Annotated in this window: 13 protein-coding genes; 8 read left to right on the plus strand and 5 right to left on the minus strand. The window is 70.1% G+C overall.

The features are described from left to right. Nucleotides 1-12 precede the first annotated feature (12 nt). On the minus strand, nucleotides 13-1,803 hold the full coding sequence (locus C6N31_RS13530; protein ID WP_138354253.1) for a cellulase family glycosylhydrolase: 1,791 nt from the start codon (nucleotides 1,801-1,803) through the stop codon (nucleotides 13-15). 378 nt (nucleotides 1,804-2,181) lie between these two features. Here C6N31_RS13530 and C6N31_RS13535 point away from each other — a divergent pair, with 378 nt between their 5' ends. The 4 genes from C6N31_RS13535 (at nucleotide 2,182) to C6N31_RS13550 (ending at nucleotide 7,997) form a co-directional block, all read left to right on the plus strand. Then, nucleotides 2,182-3,411 (plus strand): glycoside hydrolase family 6 protein, encoded by a 1,230-nt coding sequence (locus tag C6N31_RS13535; protein ID WP_138354220.1) that lies wholly within the window; start codon nucleotides 2,182-2,184, stop codon nucleotides 3,409-3,411. 437 nt (nucleotides 3,412-3,848) lie between these two features. Further along, on the plus strand, nucleotides 3,849-6,197 hold the full coding sequence (locus C6N31_RS13540; RefSeq protein ID WP_138354221.1) for an AbfB domain-containing protein: 2,349 nt from the start codon (nucleotides 3,849-3,851) through the stop codon (nucleotides 6,195-6,197). 317 nt (nucleotides 6,198-6,514) lie between these two features. Continuing rightward, nucleotides 6,515-7,363 carry an alpha/beta fold hydrolase gene (locus C6N31_RS13545; protein WP_187145132.1) on the plus strand — a complete coding sequence of 283 codons (849 nt, stop codon included), beginning with the start codon at nucleotides 6,515-6,517 and terminating at the stop codon, nucleotides 7,361-7,363. A gap of 61 nt (nucleotides 7,364-7,424) precedes the next feature. Beyond that, on the plus strand, nucleotides 7,425-7,997 hold the full coding sequence (locus tag C6N31_RS13550; protein ID WP_138354223.1) for a hypothetical protein: 573 nt from the start codon (nucleotides 7,425-7,427) through the stop codon (nucleotides 7,995-7,997). Here the strand turns inward: C6N31_RS13550 and C6N31_RS13555 are convergent. After that, nucleotides 7,962-8,507 (minus strand): RNA polymerase sigma factor, encoded by a 546-nt coding sequence (locus tag C6N31_RS13555; protein ID WP_438817418.1) that lies wholly within the window; start codon nucleotides 8,505-8,507, stop codon nucleotides 7,962-7,964. The genes C6N31_RS13550 and C6N31_RS13555 overlap by 36 nt on opposite strands. Before the next feature lie 133 nt (nucleotides 8,508-8,640). Next, a complete protein-coding gene (locus C6N31_RS13560; RefSeq protein WP_244809593.1) occupies nucleotides 8,641-9,111 on the minus strand; it encodes an SLATT domain-containing protein in 471 nt (156 codons plus the stop codon). 165 nt (nucleotides 9,112-9,276) lie between these two features. Between C6N31_RS13560 and C6N31_RS13565 the strand changes: the two genes are divergently transcribed. Further along, nucleotides 9,277-9,549, plus strand: coding sequence for a GlsB/YeaQ/YmgE family stress response membrane protein (locus C6N31_RS13565; RefSeq protein ID WP_138354225.1), 273 nt, complete (start codon nucleotides 9,277-9,279; stop codon nucleotides 9,547-9,549). A gap of 49 nt (nucleotides 9,550-9,598) precedes the next feature. On the opposite strand, the gene C6N31_RS13570 is transcribed toward C6N31_RS13565, so the two are convergent. Next, nucleotides 9,599-11,197, minus strand: coding sequence for a Na+/H+ antiporter (locus C6N31_RS13570; RefSeq protein ID WP_138354226.1), 1,599 nt, complete (start codon nucleotides 11,195-11,197; stop codon nucleotides 9,599-9,601). Nucleotides 11,198-11,265: 68 nt separating this feature from the next. On the opposite strand from C6N31_RS13570, the gene C6N31_RS13575 reads away from it, so the two are divergent. From C6N31_RS13575 to C6N31_RS13585, 3 genes are all read left to right on the plus strand, one after another. Then, entirely contained in the window at nucleotides 11,266-11,526 is a 261-nt protein-coding gene (locus C6N31_RS13575) for a UBP-type zinc finger domain-containing protein (protein ID WP_138354227.1), read from the plus strand. Nucleotides 11,527-11,963: 437 nt separating this feature from the next. Then, the gene (locus C6N31_RS13580) at nucleotides 11,964-13,226 is read left to right on the plus strand and encodes a serine hydrolase domain-containing protein (RefSeq protein ID WP_187145131.1); all 1,263 of its coding nucleotides are present in this window, start codon (nucleotides 11,964-11,966) and stop codon (nucleotides 13,224-13,226) included. A 161-nt stretch (nucleotides 13,227-13,387) separates the two neighbouring features. Continuing rightward, nucleotides 13,388-14,782, plus strand: a complete 1,395-nt coding sequence (locus C6N31_RS13585) for a DUF1254 domain-containing protein (RefSeq protein ID WP_138354229.1) — start codon at nucleotides 13,388-13,390, stop codon at nucleotides 14,780-14,782. A 228-nt stretch (nucleotides 14,783-15,010) separates the two neighbouring features. Here C6N31_RS13585 and C6N31_RS13590 read toward each other — a convergent pair whose 3' ends face one another. Further along, entirely contained in the window at nucleotides 15,011-15,568 is a 558-nt protein-coding gene (locus C6N31_RS13590; RefSeq protein ID WP_138354230.1) for a PadR family transcriptional regulator, read from the minus strand. Nucleotides 15,569-15,619: the final 51 nt, after the last annotated feature.

A 15,619-nucleotide genomic window follows, 5' to 3' on the forward strand; every position in this document is an offset into this window, starting at 1 on the left:
GCGCTGAACCGGTCAGGACGCGGTACAGGTCAGCGTGGGCGACGTGTTGGTGCCGCTCCAGGTGCCCTGGATTCCGAAGGAGGTCGACGCGCCGGGAGCGATCACGCCGTTGTACGCGAGGTTCGCGGCACTCACCCCCGTACCGGACTGCTGGACGGCCGCGTTCCAGAAGCTGGACACGTGCTGCCCGTCGGGCCAGGTCCAGTTGACCGTCCAGGACCTACTCGGCGCTGTCCCCGAATTGGTGACGGTGACGGTGGCGTTGAAGCCCGGGGTCCACTGGCTGTCGACATGCCAGCCCGCCACGCACCCGGACCCCCCGCCACCTCCGCCGGAGGCCGTGGTGGCGGTGACGGCACCGGACGCGGGCGAGGCGTTCCCGGCCGCGTCATGGGCCTTGACGGTGTAGACGTACGCGGTCGACGGGGTCAGACCCGTGTCGGTGTAGGTGGTCCCGGTACTGCTGCCGGCCAGCGCGCCGCCACGGTAGACGTCGTAGCCGGTGACGCCCACGTTGTCGGTGGCCGCGCCCCAGGAGAGGGAAGCGGTGCTGCTGGTGGTTCCGGTGACCGCGACGTTCGCGGGAGCACTCGGCGGCTGGGTGTCGCCGCCTCCGCCGCCGGAGCCGAAGGAGGGCGCCTTGATGCTGCTCAGATAGGCGTCCTTGGCGGTGTTGACGCTGGTCCAGTCGTCGTTGAGGATCCCGCCGGTGTCACCGGAGTTGGGGTTCCAGGACCAGAACGTCCACTGGAAGGCGTCGCCCCCGTACTGGGCCGTGGGCCGCAGATACTGCACCAGCGTCCTGAGCCAGGTCTGGTCCACGGAGGACTGCAGGGTGGTGCCGAACTCCCCCAGCCAGACCGGGGCGGTGTTCTGCTGGAAGAGATAGCCCCAGTTCTTGTTCCAGATGCCCGCCATGTTGTTGGGGAAGGTGGGGTCGCTGAACCAGGTCTGGGCGAAGACGCTGGTCGCGTAGTCGTGCGCGGAGTACACGAGCCGGTTGGCGACGTTCAGCCGGACCGGGTTCTGGCCGGCGCCCTGCAGGTTGCCGCCCCACCAGTACGAGTCGCCGTTGTAGGTCTGGATGCCCTCGACGAAGACGAGGAGGGACGGGTTGGCCGCGAGCACCGCGTTCCCGCCGCGCTCGGCCGCCAGCCGCCAGTCGACGGAGGTGTCGCCGCAGCCCCAACAGGCCGGATCGTGCGGTTCGTTGTGCAGATCGATGCCTATGACGGCGGGGTTGCCCCGGTAGCGGGTCGCGAGGGCGGTGAGGTCGCCGATCCAGGTCGACTCGGGGACCGCGCCGGTGTACCAGAGCGCCGACTGGGCGCTGGAGTCGGGACGGTGCCGGTCCAGGATGACCTTGAGGCCGATCGTCCCGGCATAGTTGACGATCTTGTCCATCACCTGGAGCGACGTCAGACCCGGGAGATCCGCGTTCATGCCGCCGGAGGTGTTGATGCCGTTCGGGACGGTGCCTTTGAAGATGTCGTCGCTGTACGGCAGCCGGATCGTGTTGTAGCCCAGCGACTTCATCTGGTCGATCATGCTCTTGTAGTCGCGCGACCAGAGGCCGTGCGGCACGTAGTTGGCGGTCTCGAACCCGAACCAGTTCACTCCGGCGATCCGGACCGGCTGGTTGGCCGCGTCCAGGATCTGCCGTCCGCTGGTGTGCCAGTAGCCCGCTCCGACGGCGGCTGCGGGTGCGGCTGAGGGTGCGGCGGGCTCGGTACGGGTGGGTAAGGCGGTGTCGGCGGCCTGCGCGCCCTGGGTTCCGGCGAGCGGGATGAGCAGCGCGGCCATGACCGCGACGGCGGTGCCGGCCGTGCGCAGTCGGCGCAAGAGATGGAACACGTCCCTGGTCCTCTCTGACGATTCAGCTCTTCTGACAGTTCAGCTCTGACGGTTTCAGCTCGGGATGGTGCGGCCCTGGTGGTGCGGCTCTGATCATTCACGTGTGGGAGCGCTTCCACTTATCTCGGAACTTCACCTCCGCAATCCGCGTCAAGGGACTGGTCAGGAGAAGGGATCTGCGGCACGATTCCTTCAGTTTTCATAGCAACGAACGACCACAGTGGCCCCGCGCCATAGAAGCGACGCCTGCAGACGGCGTCAAGATGCCGAACAGCGTTCATTTCTTGAACGAACATTCCTGATGCGAATCGAAGAGAAGTGGGCACGATGAACCGAAAAAATGTGGGAGCGCTCCCATATATCCGTCGTTGGACCACGTTCCTCACCGCCACGGCGGCCGCCACAGCGACCGCGCTCTGTGTCCTGTCCACTCCGGCCTCAGGCGCCACCACCACGACCGCCGACCACTCGGTCCCGGCCGCCACCCGCTTCTACACCGACCTCGACAGCAAGGCGGCGCACCAGGCGGTGGCCGACCTCAGGGCGCACGACTACGCCGGCGCCCTGTCCATGGCGAAGCTGGCCTCCTGGCCGGTCGCGCAGTGGTTCAACGGCACGAGCACGCCCCAACAGACGACCGCCGACATGGCGAAGCTGCAGGCCAAGGCCGCGTTGCAGGGCCAGGTGCCGGTGGCGGTGGCCTACAACGTGCCGGGCCGCGACTGCTCGCAGTACTCGGCGGGCGGCGCGTCGAACTCCACCGAGTACGCCGCGTGGATCGACGCTCTCGCCCGCGGCATCGGCAGCCACCGCACCGTCGTCATCCTGGAACCGGACGGTCTGGCACTGAGCCCGGCTTATTGCGGCGGCACCGCCGCCCAGCAGACGGACCGCATCGCCGAGATCCGTGCCGCCGTCCAACGACTGGAGCGGCAGTCCGGCGCGGTCGTCTATCTCGACGCCGGGCACAGCGCCTGGCAGAACGTGGGGGTGATGGCCGGATTGCTGGTCGAAGGCGGTATCGCCCAGGCACAGGGCTTCTTCCTGAACGTCTCCAACTACCAGACCGACGCGGACCTGATCCGTTACGGCACCCAGGTCGCGCAGTGCACCTGGTACCTGCGCAACGTTCCCGGTGCGACGGGCGGCGACTGCGCGAACCAGTACTGGCCGGCCGCCGACGCGGACGCCTGGCACGCGAGCCATGTGCCCGCCGCGGCCGTGCTCCCGCACTTCGTGATCGACAGCAGCCGCAACGGCCAGGGCCCGTGGACCCCGACCGCCGACTACAGCGACCCGCAGACCTGGTGCAACCCTCCAGGACGCGGACTGGGCACCCGTCCGACCAGCAACACCGGCGTCCCGCTGCTCGACGCGTTCCTGTGGATCAAGGTCCCCGGGGAGTCCGACGGCAGTTGCACCCGCGGCACTTCGGGAACCACCGATCCGGAGTACGGCATCACCGACCCGGCCGCCGGCGTCTGGTGGGCGGACCAGGCCCACGGTCTGGCGGAACGGGCCCGTCCAGCCCTGACCTGGAACCTGGGTCGGCCGTAAACCGGTACGCGGTGCGGCACACCTGACCGGACCGCACCGCGTGCCTCCAGGCCCCCCCGGCGTTCTCAACGCATCTCCCCGCACCCGGCCACCACCAACGCCACCCCGTCCGACCGGACCCTCGCGGTTCCGGTCGGACGGGGTGGCGTTGCGCTTTACATCGTTAAATGACAACGACGGACCATCCCGCCCCTGTACCGACGGTAAAACTCCAGGCCGCGCCGGTGCCGCACCCTTGCCGGGTCCCCCACAACCCCCGTACCGCAGTGGCTGATTGCTGCCGGAGGTCTGGACAGTGACTTGGCGGCGTGCTGTCATTCCGCTGGACATGGCATTTCCAACGTTAGAAGAACTGCTTCCAACACCCCCTGCCACAGAAGGACTTGCACGGCACCGACGGACCCAGCACGGCCCACCCCCACGAAGGAGCCGCTCTGATGAAACGCCCACCCGGCACCGGGAACCCGCCCTGGCGGCGCCGGCTCGTCTCCGCGTTCGCGGTCCTGGCGCTCGCCACCGGCGCGCTGGCCGCGCTCGGTCCGGCGCCGGCCAGTGCCGCCACCTGGTCGCCGAAGCCCTCCCCCATGACCACCCCCTGGACGAACCAGGTTTCGGTCGACAACCCGCTGCCCGAGTACCCCCGCCCCCAGCTCACCCGGCCCGACTGGGCCAATCTCAACGGCATCTGGGATTTCGCCGTCACCGGCCGTGACGCCGGCCAGCCCGCAGTGTTCGGCGAGCAGATCCGCGTCCCGTTCGTCGCCGAGTCCGCACTTTCGGGCATCCAGCGCAAGATCACCCAGAACGACAAGCTCTGGTACAAGCGCACGTTCACCGTCCCCTCCACCTGGAACGGCCGCCGCGTACAGCTCAACTTCGGCGCCTCCGACTGGCAGACGACGGTGTGGGTCAACGGCCGTCAGGCCGGGGCGGTGCACAAGGGCGGCTACGACGCCTTCAGCTACGACATCACCTCGCTGCTGACCGGCGGTTCCAACACCGTCGTGGTCTCCGTCTACGACCCGACCCAGACCGGCGGCCAGGCCGTCGGCAAACAGCGGATCAACGATGTCGCCCCGCACCCGGGCGGCGGGATCTTCTACACCGCGGCCTCCGGAATCTGGCAGACCGTCTGGCTGGAGCCCGTCGCCGCCGCGCACATCACCCGCGTGGACATGACTCCGAACCTGGCGAACAACACGCTGCGCGTCACCGTCAGAGGCGACGGCATCAGCGGCCAGAGTGCCAGGGTCACCGTCTCCGCCGCGGGCGGCACGGTCGGCACCGCGACCGGACCCGTCGGCACCGAGTTCTCCGTCGCCGTTCCCAACGCGCATCGGTGGAGCCCGGACGATCCGTTCCTGTACGACGTGCGCGCCGATCTCACCAGCGGCGGCGCGACCGTCGACTCGGTCGGCAGTTACACCGGGATGCGCTCGATCGCGCTCGCCAAGGTCGACAACATCATGCGGCCCGTCCTGAACGGGAAGTTCGTCTTCCAGAGCGGCACCCTCGACCAGGGTTTCTGGCCCGACGGCATCTACACCGCGCCGACCGACGCCGCGCTCAGGTCCGATCTGCAGGCGCACAAGGACCTGGGCTTCAACATGGTCCGCAAGCACATCAAGGTCGAACCGCAGCGCTGGTTCTACTGGGCCGACCGGCTCGGGCTGCTGGTGTGGCAGGACATGCCCGCCATGGACACCGGCAAGTCACCGGACAGCGCGGCGCGTGCCCAGTGGGAGACCGAGTTCCACGCCGTCATCGACCAGCACCGCAGCTCCCCCGCGCTGATCCAGTGGGTGGACCAGAACGAGGGCTGGGGCCAGTACGACCAGGCCCGTATCGCCAATGACGTCAAGGCCTACGACCCGTCCCGCCTCGTCGACAACATGAGCGGCGTCAACTGCTGCGGCTCCGTCGACGGCGGCAACGGGGACGTCGTCGACAACCACAACTACGTCGGGCCGGGGAACACCGCTCCCAGCCCCACCCGTGCCGCCGTGCTGGGTGAGTACGGCGGGCTCGGCTTCAAGGTGGCGGGCCATGAGTGGTATCCGGGTGGCGGTTTCAGCTACGAGGACCAGCCGACCCTGACGGCCCTCAACGACCGGTTCACCGGGCTGCTGGACGCCATCCGCCTCAACCAGCTGCCCGCCGGCCTCTCCGCGTCGGTCTACACCGAGATCACCGATGTCGAGAACGAGGTCAACGGCCTGCTCACCTACGACCGCCAGGTGATGAAGGTCGACGCGGCCCGGGTGAAGGCCGCCAACCAGGCTCTGATCAACGCGTCCCTCAACCCGCCGCCACCGGTCGTCCTCCCCGTCGGCCAGTACAAGTCCCTGCGGGTCACCACACCGGGCTTCACCAACCGGTATCTGCGGCACACCAACGCACTGGCCTACACCGAGGTCGTCGACGGCAACAGCAGCGCGGTGCTGAAGAGCGACGCGACGTGGAAGATCGTCACCGGCCTCGCCAACAGCGCCTGCTACTCCTTCGAATCCCGCAACTTCCCCGGCGAGTTCCTCCGCCACCAGAACTTCCGGGTCCGGCGGGATCCCGACGACGGATCGGCGCTCTTCAAGGCCGACGCCACCTTCTGCGCCGTCCAGGGCAACGGCGGCGTCCGGTTCTCGGCCGCCAACTACCCGGGGAGCTATATCCGGCACATCAACGCCGAGGTCTGGCTGGCCACTCCGGGCGGCGGTCACACCTGGGACAACCCGGCCACCTTCACCGAGGACACCACCTGGGCCGTCGACCCGCCCTGGGCGCCGTGAGCTGACCACGACGCCGAACCACGGGACGCCCTGACCGGCGGCTGGAAGGGGTTCGCCTCCCTTCTCACCCCTCCAGCCGCCACCCGGCGCCCCGCGTGTGACCCACCGCACACGGAAATCCGGGCGGCCCGGGGATTGCACGGACCGCCGCCGCCCTCTCCACCGGCACAGGGACAAAGGCACAACACACGGAAGGCGGTCCCATGCCGGTCCAGAGGACACCCGGAGCCCGCACACCGCGGACGGCCGGAACAGCGACACCGCAGGAGACGGCCGGGGGGACGTCGTCTCCCCGGCCCTACCCTCCCGTTCCGGGAGTGCGCCATCACCACGTCACGGTCGACGGCGTCCGGTTGCACTACGCCGAGGCCGGCGACCCGGGCGCACCTCCGGTGCTGCTCGTCCATGGCTTCCCCCAGCACTGGTACACCTGGCGGCACCTCCTGCCGGGACTGGCCGGCGAGTACCGGCTGATCTGCCTGGACATGCCCGGCTTCGGCTGGTCGCAGGCGTCATCCGGCGGCTACGGCACGGACCGGCGGGCGGCGGACCTCGTCGCGGTGCTGGACGCGCTCGGGCTGGAGCGGGTGCGGCTGCTCGCCCATGACTGGGGCGCCTGGGCGGGGTTCCTCGCGTGCGCCCGGTCTCCCGAACGCTTCAGCCACTTCCTGGCGCTGAACATGGTCCACCCCTGGCCGACCCGCCGGAACACCCTCCGGCACGCCTGGCGCTTCTGGTACACCGTGCTGCTGGAGTGGCCACCGCTCGGCCGTCAGGTCCTGCGGCGCTGGCCCGCCTTCACCCGCTACTTGTTGCGGCGCGGGGTGGCCGACCGCGCGGCCTGGCGCGCGGGCGAGATCGAGGAGTTCGCCACCGCGGCCCGGCAACCGCACAGCGCGCGAGCCGGTGAGGGGATCCACCGCGCGTTCGTGGCGCACGACATCGCGGCCCTGCGCCGCAAGGAGTTCCATTCCCTGCGGCTGACGGTCCCGACCGTGATCCTGGCGGGAGAGCGCGACGTGGTCATCCCGCCGGGGCTGCTGGCGGGCGGTGAGCTCTTCGCCGACGCACTGGCCGTCGAGGTGCTCCCAGGGTGCGGGCACTGCCCGCAGCACGAGCGGCCCGAGCTGGTCGTGGCGGCGGCCAGGCGTTTGTTCGCGAGCTGAGTTGATGCGACGCTCTCCCGCAGACCGTGCGAAGGGGAGCCGATCCGATGGGCGATGCCCGATGAGCGACGACGCCGGCTGGCCGCAGGCCGGTCTGGATCCGCTGCGGCGTCTGAAGGTGGTCGCGGGGGCCTCGAAACACGCCTTTTACGTCGAGCACCACTTCGACGCCGCCCCGGACCAGGTGTGGGCGGTGGCAGCCGACCTCGAGGGCGAACTGCCGCACCTCATCCCTGGGCTGCGCTCGTTCACCGCCGAACGGGCAGCGGACCGGCGGACTGCGGATCGGCGGGCCGACGACGACCGACGGGCAGCCGACGACCGACCGTCCGACGACCGGCTGTCCTTCCGGGCGGTGAGCGTTCTGGGCCACCGGGAGCGGTTCGAGGTCGTGCTGCGGCCGGGCTGGTGTCTGATGCAGAGCCGGCTGCTGGCCGGTGGCATGGCCGCGGTGCCCGAGGGGACGGGCACCCGGTTCGCCTTCTTCAGCGCTTACCGCTCCCCAGCCGGCGCCGCACTCCAGTGGCTGCGCCGGCCCGGGGCGCGGGCGCGCGGCGCCGCCCTGATGGCCGCACTGCAGGGGCGGATCGACGCACGGTCACTTCCCGGCGCCGCCCCAGGCGCCCCGGAATGACCTTCTGGCACGGAACAGCCGGGATCTGACGGTCCCCAGCGGTACCGCGAGCACCCGCGCCACTTCCTGCTCGTCCAGCCCCTCGACGTGACGGAGCATCAGGACGGCGCGTTGCTCGGGCGAGAGTCTGCGCAGCACATCCCCGATGTCCTGGGCGAGTTCCGGGTCGCCCCGCGCGGGCAGTTCTGACAGTTCCGCCGGCACCGTCCGCTGCCGCTGTCCGGCGAGGCGGACGGCTTCACGGACGGCGATCACCCGTACCCAGCCGAAGAGCGCCGCGGGCTCCTTCAACTGCCGGATGTGACGGAAGACCGCGATCAGCGCCTCCTGCGCCGCGTCGTCCCCGTCCTCCAGGGCCACCGGGCCGCAGATCCGGCCGACGTACGGGGTGAGGACGGTGAGCAGTTCGTCCATCGCCAGCCGGTCGCCGCGCTGCGCGCCCGCCACCAGCAGGGCCAGTACAGCCGGATCCCGCTCCCCCGCACGGCTCTCGCCGGCTTCCTCCGCCACTGCGCCCCCATCGGCCGGGGCCGACTCTAACACCGGCTCCGGGCTGCCCTGCGAGGGCCGTTCCCGCGGGTGTTCAGTGCCTCCGACGCACGTCAACCACCGTTCCGGCGGGCCGGGATCACGCCACCCGGCCTCACACGATTCCCGGGCCCGCGTCCGAACCCGACCGCGCTCCACGCCGGTGGACGGCCCAGCTCTGGATCTCCGCGGCCGAGACGGCCTCGATCGCCTCCACCAGCACCCGGCGGGCGTCGGCGTCCCGTTCGTCCTCCGGCAGCAGCCGGTACCGCTCGACGGCGGGGCGCAGCCGCGACCAGGACTCCGCGGCCAGCACGTAGCGCTCGGTGTGGTTGAAGACCTGGCGGAACCCGCCGATGAAGACGGCGATTCCCGCCACGGTCGCCGTGACGGCGGCGGGTGCCTGGATTCCGGCCGCGACCACCGTGGCGGAGCCCGCCGACAGCGCGCCCAGTTCGGTGGTCCAGTGCCATCTGCGGGCGCCGTCACGAGTGCGCGCGTACCAGTCCAAGTCCGTGAGGGCGTAGGCCAGTACGGGGTCGTCGGGAGCCGGTGGCGGGGCGGGAGTCCGTCTGCGTATCAACACTCGAACATGTTGCCCCGCGATCGGGGCAGGCGGAACGCATCAGGGAAGACCGTTGTCCGAAGTGGCACCCGGGAACCCCTCGCACCTGGGCTGCGTCCCTTTCAGTGCGGGGAGGGGAGTGGGTCGGCCCCGCGGAAGTGGTACGTCGAAAGGAAGGAACGCACCATGGGCATTCTCGCCTGGATCGTCCTCGGACTCATCGCCGGGGTCATCGCCAAGGTCCTGCTGCCCGGACGTGATCCCGGCGGCATCATCATCACCACGCTGATCGGTATCGCGGGCGCGTTCGTCGGTGGCTGGCTCTCCGCCCGCCTCCTCGACAAGCCCGTCGGGCACCAGTTCTTCGACCTGGCCACGTGGGGTGCGGCCATCGGTGGCTCGCTGGTCCTGCTGATCCTCTACCGGATCTTCTTCGGCGACTCGCGCGCACGCCGCTGACCTGCGCGGCACCCCAGCACCCGCAGCACTCGCCGCCCCCCGGCCGCCGTCAGCCCGTCTCCTCGCGGTAGGCGGCGGCCTCCTCCAGGTCCAGTCGGCGCAGCAGCGTCCGGAGCATCTCGTCATCGATGCGCCGGGCGTCGCGCAGTTCCACGAACACCTCGCGTTCGGCCCCGATCATCTGCCGGGCGAGCCGCCGGTAGGTGTCGTCCGCGGACTCCCCGGTGGTCTCGTTGACCGCTCCCAGCCGCTCCCACACGGCGTTGCGCCGCCGGTCCATGACGGTGCGCAGCCGGTCGGCGAGCGGCTGCGGCAGGTCGTTCCGCCCCTCGGCGAGCAGTTCGTTGAGCAGGCGTTCCGCGGCGGCCGAGGCCTCGCTCTGGGCCTGCGCCTCGGCGAGCGTCTCGGCGCGTACGTCGGGGGACGGGATCTTCAGCCAGCGGATCAGCGGCGGCAGGGTGAGGCCCTGCACGACGAGGGTGGCGATCACGGTGGTGAACGTCAGGAAGAGCACCAGGTTGCGGGCGGGGAAGGCCTCGCCGTTGTCCATCGTCAGCGGGATCGAGAAGGCGATGGCGAGCGAGACGACGCCGCGCATCCCGGCCCAGCCGACGATGACGGGCCCGGTCCAGTTCGTGTCCGCTTCGCGCTCCCGGATGCGGGACGAGAGCTTGCGAGGCAGGAACGTCGCGGGGAAGACCCAGGCGAAGCGGGCGGCCACCACGACGACGAAGACCGCGAACGCGTACCAGATGGCCTCCCCCACCCCGTATTCGCCGAGCCCCCCGAGCACCACGCGCAACTGCAGCCCGATGAGGGCGAAGACCGTCGACTCCAGGATGAAGCCGACCATCTTCCACACCGCCGCCTCCTGGAGCCTCGTCGCGAAGTCGACCTGCCAGGAGCGGTGTCCCAGGTAGAGCCCGACGACCACGACGGCGAGCACCCCCGAAGCCCCGACGCGTTCGGCCGCCGCGTAGGCCACGAACGGGATGAGCAGCGACAGGGTGTTCTGGAGCAGCGGCTCCTTCAGATGGGTGCGCAGCCAGTGCAGCGGCACCATAAGGATGAGGCCGACGACGACACCGCCGGCCGCGGCGACGCCGAATTCCCTGATGCCCTCGCCCCAGGTGGCTCCCTCCCCCACGACGGCGGCCAGGGCGACCTTGTACGCGGTGATCGCGGTCGCGTCGTTCACCAGTGACTCGCCCTGCAGGATCGTGGTGATCCGGTTGGGCAGCTTGAGGCGCCGCGCGATGGCGGTGGCGGCGACCGCGTCGGGCGGGGCGATCACGGCGCCCAGCACCAGGGCGGCGGTCAGCGGCAGGTCGGGCACCACCAGATAGGCGACGTATCCGACGGCGATCGTCGCGAACAGCACATAGCCGACGGAGAGCAGCGCGACCGGCCGCGCGTTGGCCCGCAGATCGAGGTAGGAGCTGTCGAGGGCGGCCGTGTGCAGGAGCGGCGGCAGCAGCAGCGGCAGCACGATCTCCGGGTCGAGGGTGTAGTCGGGGATGCCCGGCACATAGGACGCGAGCAGCCCGGCGGCGACCAGCAGCAGCGGCGCGGGCACGGGCGTGCGGCGGGCCGCGGCCGCGATCACCGCACTGCACGCGATCAACATCAGCAGTGGCATGGCATCCATCAGCTTCGGCCCGTTCCCATCTCGTTCGCGTTCTTCGAATGCTCTTCACTCGCTCTAACCTGGCAATCATGAGCGAGTGCCCGCATGTTCCCGACCTGCCGCGCCTCGAGCCGGCTCCGCTGAGCGACACCTGCCTGGAGTGCCTGGCCGTGGGCAGCCATCCGGTGCAGCTCAGGCTATGTCTCGTCTGTGGCCATGTCGGCTGCTGCGACTCGTCGCCGTACCGGCATGCCACGGGGCATTTCGAGGAGACCGGGCATCCGGTGATGCGGAGCTTCGAGCCGGGCGAGAGCTGGAGCTGGTGCTTCGTCGATCTGCACCTGGTCTGATTCCCGGCATCCAGCGGCAGCGGCAGGGACCCGGGCCCGCTGTCCGGGCTGGTTCTCCGGGCCCGCACTCCCGGCCCGTTCTCCGAGCCTGTTCTCCGGGCTCGTCCGGCGCTGAGGGCGGCGCGCCCTGGGACAGCAGCAGGCCCGGCAGGTTCGCACGGGGGTGGCGGCCTGCCGGGCCTGTGGAACAACGGTAGCGAGGCGACACGCGTAATTTCGACGTCTGGCCCGTAACCCGTGCTGCGGATACACGTCACGGCGCAGGCACGCATTAATCCCGCGGATCGCGCGCCGAAATGTCCTCGCCAACCGGTTGGCCGAATCCTGCCGGTGACATTCGGGGTCTGTCAACGAGTGGAGCCATCGACGGCGTCCTGCCCCACGCGGCACACAAGCCGCGCACTGCAACTGATTCCGTACCGATGGAGAGGAACTCCATGTCGAAACTCCACTTCGGCCGGGGCGTACTGGGCCTGACGGCCGCGCTCGCGGCGGGCGCGACCCTGTTGGCCGGGCCCGCGACCGCCGCCACGGCCGCGCCCTCCCCCGCACCGCACTCGGCGCCGGGGCTCCATACCGGGCATGCCGCCACCCAGGCCGCCCTCGACGGCACCGTCGCGGCGGGCGCTCCCGGTGTACAGGCTCAGGCGCAGGTGGGCGGGGACACCTGGTTCGGTGCTGCGGGCACCGCGGATCTGTCGTCCGGGCGTCCGTTCCGCCCCGGTGACGAGTTCCGGATCGGCAGCATCACCAAATCGTTCGTCGCGACGGTGCTGCTGCAGCTGGAAGCCGAGAAGAAGCTGAGCCTGGACGACACGATGGACCGGCTGCTGCCGGGCGTGGTCCAGGGGAACGGCAACGACGGCCGGCACATCACGCTCCGTCAGGTGCTCAACCACACCAGCGGTCTCTTCAACTACACGGAAGACTCCGCGGTCCGGACCCGGATGGGCGGTCAGGGATTCCTCGACCACCGCTATGAGACATACCGGCCGCAGCAGATCGTCGCGATCGCCCTCGCCCATCCGCCGAACTTCGCACCGGGCACGTCCTGGAGCTACTCCAACACCAACTACATAGTCGCCGGCATGGTGGTGCAGAAGGTGACCGGCCATTCCTACGCCCAGGAGATCGAACGGCGGATCCTGCGGCCGCTGGGACTGCGCTCGACCAGCGTTCCCGGCACCTCGCCCACGATTCCCGGACGCCACGGCCGCGCCTACTCCGTGCTCTTCGCCCAGACACCCGACCGGCTCTACGACGTCACCGAGTTCAATCCGTCGCTGGCCGGCTCTGCGGGCGAGATGATCTCCACGACCGCGGACCTGAACCGCTTCTTCAGCGCTCTTCTGCGCGGCCGGCTGCTCCCCGCCCACCAGCTCGACGAGATGCTCACCACGGTGTCGACCGGCCCGGACACCCCCGATCTCCGGTACGGCCTGGCCATGATGTCCGTACGGCTGCCCTGCGGGGTGACCGTCTGGGGCCATGACGGCGGGATCTTCGGTTCCTCCTCGTCCGCAGCCACCACCCGCGACGGGCGGCACAGCCTGTCCTCCAACGTCAACGCGGACTGGGTCGAGAGCCCGGTCGCTCCCGTGGTGCCGGAGTTCTGCCCGTCCTCTTCCGCCACCTCCCCGACCACCGCATCACCCGCCACCGCTTTCCGGACCACCCTCGCCCGGACCACGGGCTTCTGACGGCACACCGGTCCTGGTCACGGTCACGGTCACGCGACGGCGTGACCGGGATCGGGACCGGGACCGGGACCGGGATCGGGATCGGGACCGGGCCGTTCCGGCGCGCCGGGGTGGCGCGGGCTCCGGCTGCGACCTGCGGATTCCGCCCCTAGGCTCGGTCCATGGACACGCCTGCGGCCCACCCAGGACGGCTCGGCTCCGTAGTCATGGACGGTGAGCTCCCGCGCCGCGAAGACCTCGGCATCGTCTTCGACGAGCTCGACCACCAGATGGCCACCCAGGCGTATCTGTGGGCGCTGCCCCTGGTCTCGTACGCGCAGTGGCAGCGGGTGCACACCGACGAGTTCGGGGCGGGACCCAGCGATCTGGTCCACTACGAGAGCTATCGCGACCGGCTGGGCCTGCTGACCGCCAACGCCACCACTCCCTACGTCCTCGGCTTCATCGACCTCGGCATCACCGGACCGCTCGTGGTGGACCTGCCGGCCGGGCCCACGGCGGGCGGCGTGTCCGACTTCTGGCAGCGCGAGATCGGCGCGATGGGTGAGATGGGCCCCGACCAGGGCGAGGGCGGGCGCTATCTCATCGTCCCCCCGGGCCAGGAGGTGCCCGACGACGCCGACGGCTACCACGTCCTCACCGCGACGGGCATGAACGTGATGTTCGGCTTCCGCACCCTGGGGACCGACGCCGCGCAGGCCCAGCAGCTGGTGGACGCCGTAGGGCTCTACCCCTACGCGCACCGCGACGCGCCCCCGCCGACCAGAGTGCTCTCGCCTGCCGGCCGGACGTGGTCCGGTGTCCAGCCGAGGAGGCTGGAGTACTGGGAGCGGCTGCACGAGATCTACCAGTCCGAGATCGTCGACGAACGCGACCGCTTCTTCCTCGCCATGCTCCGGCAGCTGGGCATCGAGCAGGACAAGCTCTTCACCCCGGACGAGCGGATGACACGCATTCTCACCGAGGCTGCGGCGGCCGGCGAGCTGATGGCGCAGGCGAACGCGTTCGCCAAGCGGTTCCCCGGCTCCCTCCATTGGCCCGACCGGCAGTGGGACCTCGTCCTCATGCTCGACCGCTCCGACCAACGCGCCGCCGGCTACGACCAGCTGCTGGAGCGGACGGCCTGGTTCTACGAGGCGGTCAGCTTCTCCGCGGCCATGAAGAGCCGGACCCCTGGGCTCGGCCAGGCCTACCTGGGCACCTACACCGACGCGAACGGCCGCTGGCTCGACGGCGCCCGCCGGTACACCCTCCGCGTGCCCGCCGACCCGCCCGCGAAGCTGTTCTGGTCGGCGACGGTCTACTCCGCCGACACCCGCTGTCTGATCGACAACCCACAGGAGCGCGGCGACCGCGGATCGCGCGACCCCGAGCTCGAGTACAACGAGGACGGATCGGTCGACCTGCACTTCGGACCGGAGGCCCCGGCCGGCCGCGAATCCAACTGGGTACAGACCGTCCCCGGCCGCCACTGGTTCTGCTACTTCCGCCTCTACGGCCCCCTGGAGCCGTACTTCGACCACACCTGGAAGCTCAACGACATCCGCGCCGATTGAGATCTCCGACCGGCATCCCTGGCTGAGGCCCATCAGGGCGTCAGAAGGAGGAGCTGGTCGTCAGGTAAGACCGGTAACTGATGACGGCGGGGATGGGCACATTGAGCTTCCCGGCCGTCGTGGTCAGGGTCTCCTCCTGCCCGAGCACCTGGCCGGTGCCGGCGCTGACGATGAAGGTGTATCGGCATCAGCCCGGATCATTACGGCCCGACCGGGCCGTGGTCGACGTCAGCCCTCGTCGACCTCGTCCGCGGTGTCCGGCCCACGGAACTCCGCCAGCGACTCGGTGAGCCACTCGATCCAGAACGTCTCCAGCCCGATCCCCGCGCGCAGCACCAGATGCCGCAATCGGTCCTCGCCGCTGGGGTCCCCGGCGGCGAAGTCACGTTCCTCGATCGCGGTGTACTCGGCCAACTGCCGTCGGTGGTCCGCGAGATGACGTTCCAGCTCGGGTTCGAGGCCGTCCCGGCCGACGACCGCCGCCGCGCGCAGGCGCAGCAGCAGGGCGTCGCGGATCGGCTTGGGATCCTGGCTGGTGGCCACCCAGGTGGTCAGTTCCGCACGGCCCGCGGGCAGCACCTCGTACTCGCGCTTCTGGCCACGGGACGGCGACTGGGCGAGTGCGTGGATGAGGCCGCCCTGCTCCAGCTTTCCCAGCTCGCGGTAGATCTGCTGGTGGGTGGCGGACCAGAAGAAGCCGATCGAGCGGTCGAACCGACGCGTCAGCTCCAGCCCCGAGGACGGCTTCTCCAGCAGAGCGGTGAGGATGGCGTGCGGCAGCGACATGGTCTTACGGCGCCTCTCTGGGACCCGGTCGTCCGGCCGGGGCATCCCGGC

The sequence above is a fragment of the Streptomyces fildesensis genome (assembly GCF_016107395.1).
In the GTDB taxonomy this organism is placed as follows: Bacteria; Actinomycetota; Actinomycetes; order Streptomycetales; family Streptomycetaceae; genus Actinacidiphila; species Actinacidiphila fildesensis.

Bases quoted from the DNA above. Each gene is read 5' to 3' on its own strand.
- C6N31_RS13580 (WP_187145131.1), top strand. From the start codon at position 11,964: ATGTCGAAACTCCACTTCGGCCGGGGCGTACTGGGCCTGACGGCCGCG.
- C6N31_RS13540 (WP_138354221.1), top strand. From the start codon at position 3,849: ATGAAACGCCCACCCGGCACCGGGAACCCGCCCTGGCGGCGCCGGCTC.
- C6N31_RS13550 (WP_138354223.1), top strand. From the start codon at position 7,425: ATGAGCGACGACGCCGGCTGGCCGCAGGCCGGTCTGGATCCGCTGCGG.
- C6N31_RS13535 (WP_138354220.1), top strand. From the start codon at position 2,182: ATGAACCGAAAAAATGTGGGAGCGCTCCCATATATCCGTCGTTGGACC.
- C6N31_RS13590 (WP_138354230.1), bottom strand. From the start codon at position 15,568: ATGTCGCTGCCGCACGCCATCCTCACCGCTCTGCTGGAGAAGCCGTCC.
- C6N31_RS13530 (WP_138354253.1), bottom strand. From the start codon at position 1,803: ATGGCCGCGCTGCTCATCCCGCTCGCCGGAACCCAGGGCGCGCAGGCC.
- C6N31_RS13570 (WP_138354226.1), bottom strand. From the start codon at position 11,197: ATGGATGCCATGCCACTGCTGATGTTGATCGCGTGCAGTGCGGTGATC.
- C6N31_RS13565 (WP_138354225.1), top strand. From the start codon at position 9,277: ATGGGCATTCTCGCCTGGATCGTCCTCGGACTCATCGCCGGGGTCATC.
- C6N31_RS13585 (WP_138354229.1), top strand. From the start codon at position 13,388: ATGGACACGCCTGCGGCCCACCCAGGACGGCTCGGCTCCGTAGTCATG.
- C6N31_RS13575 (WP_138354227.1), top strand. From the start codon at position 11,266: ATGAGCGAGTGCCCGCATGTTCCCGACCTGCCGCGCCTCGAGCCGGCT.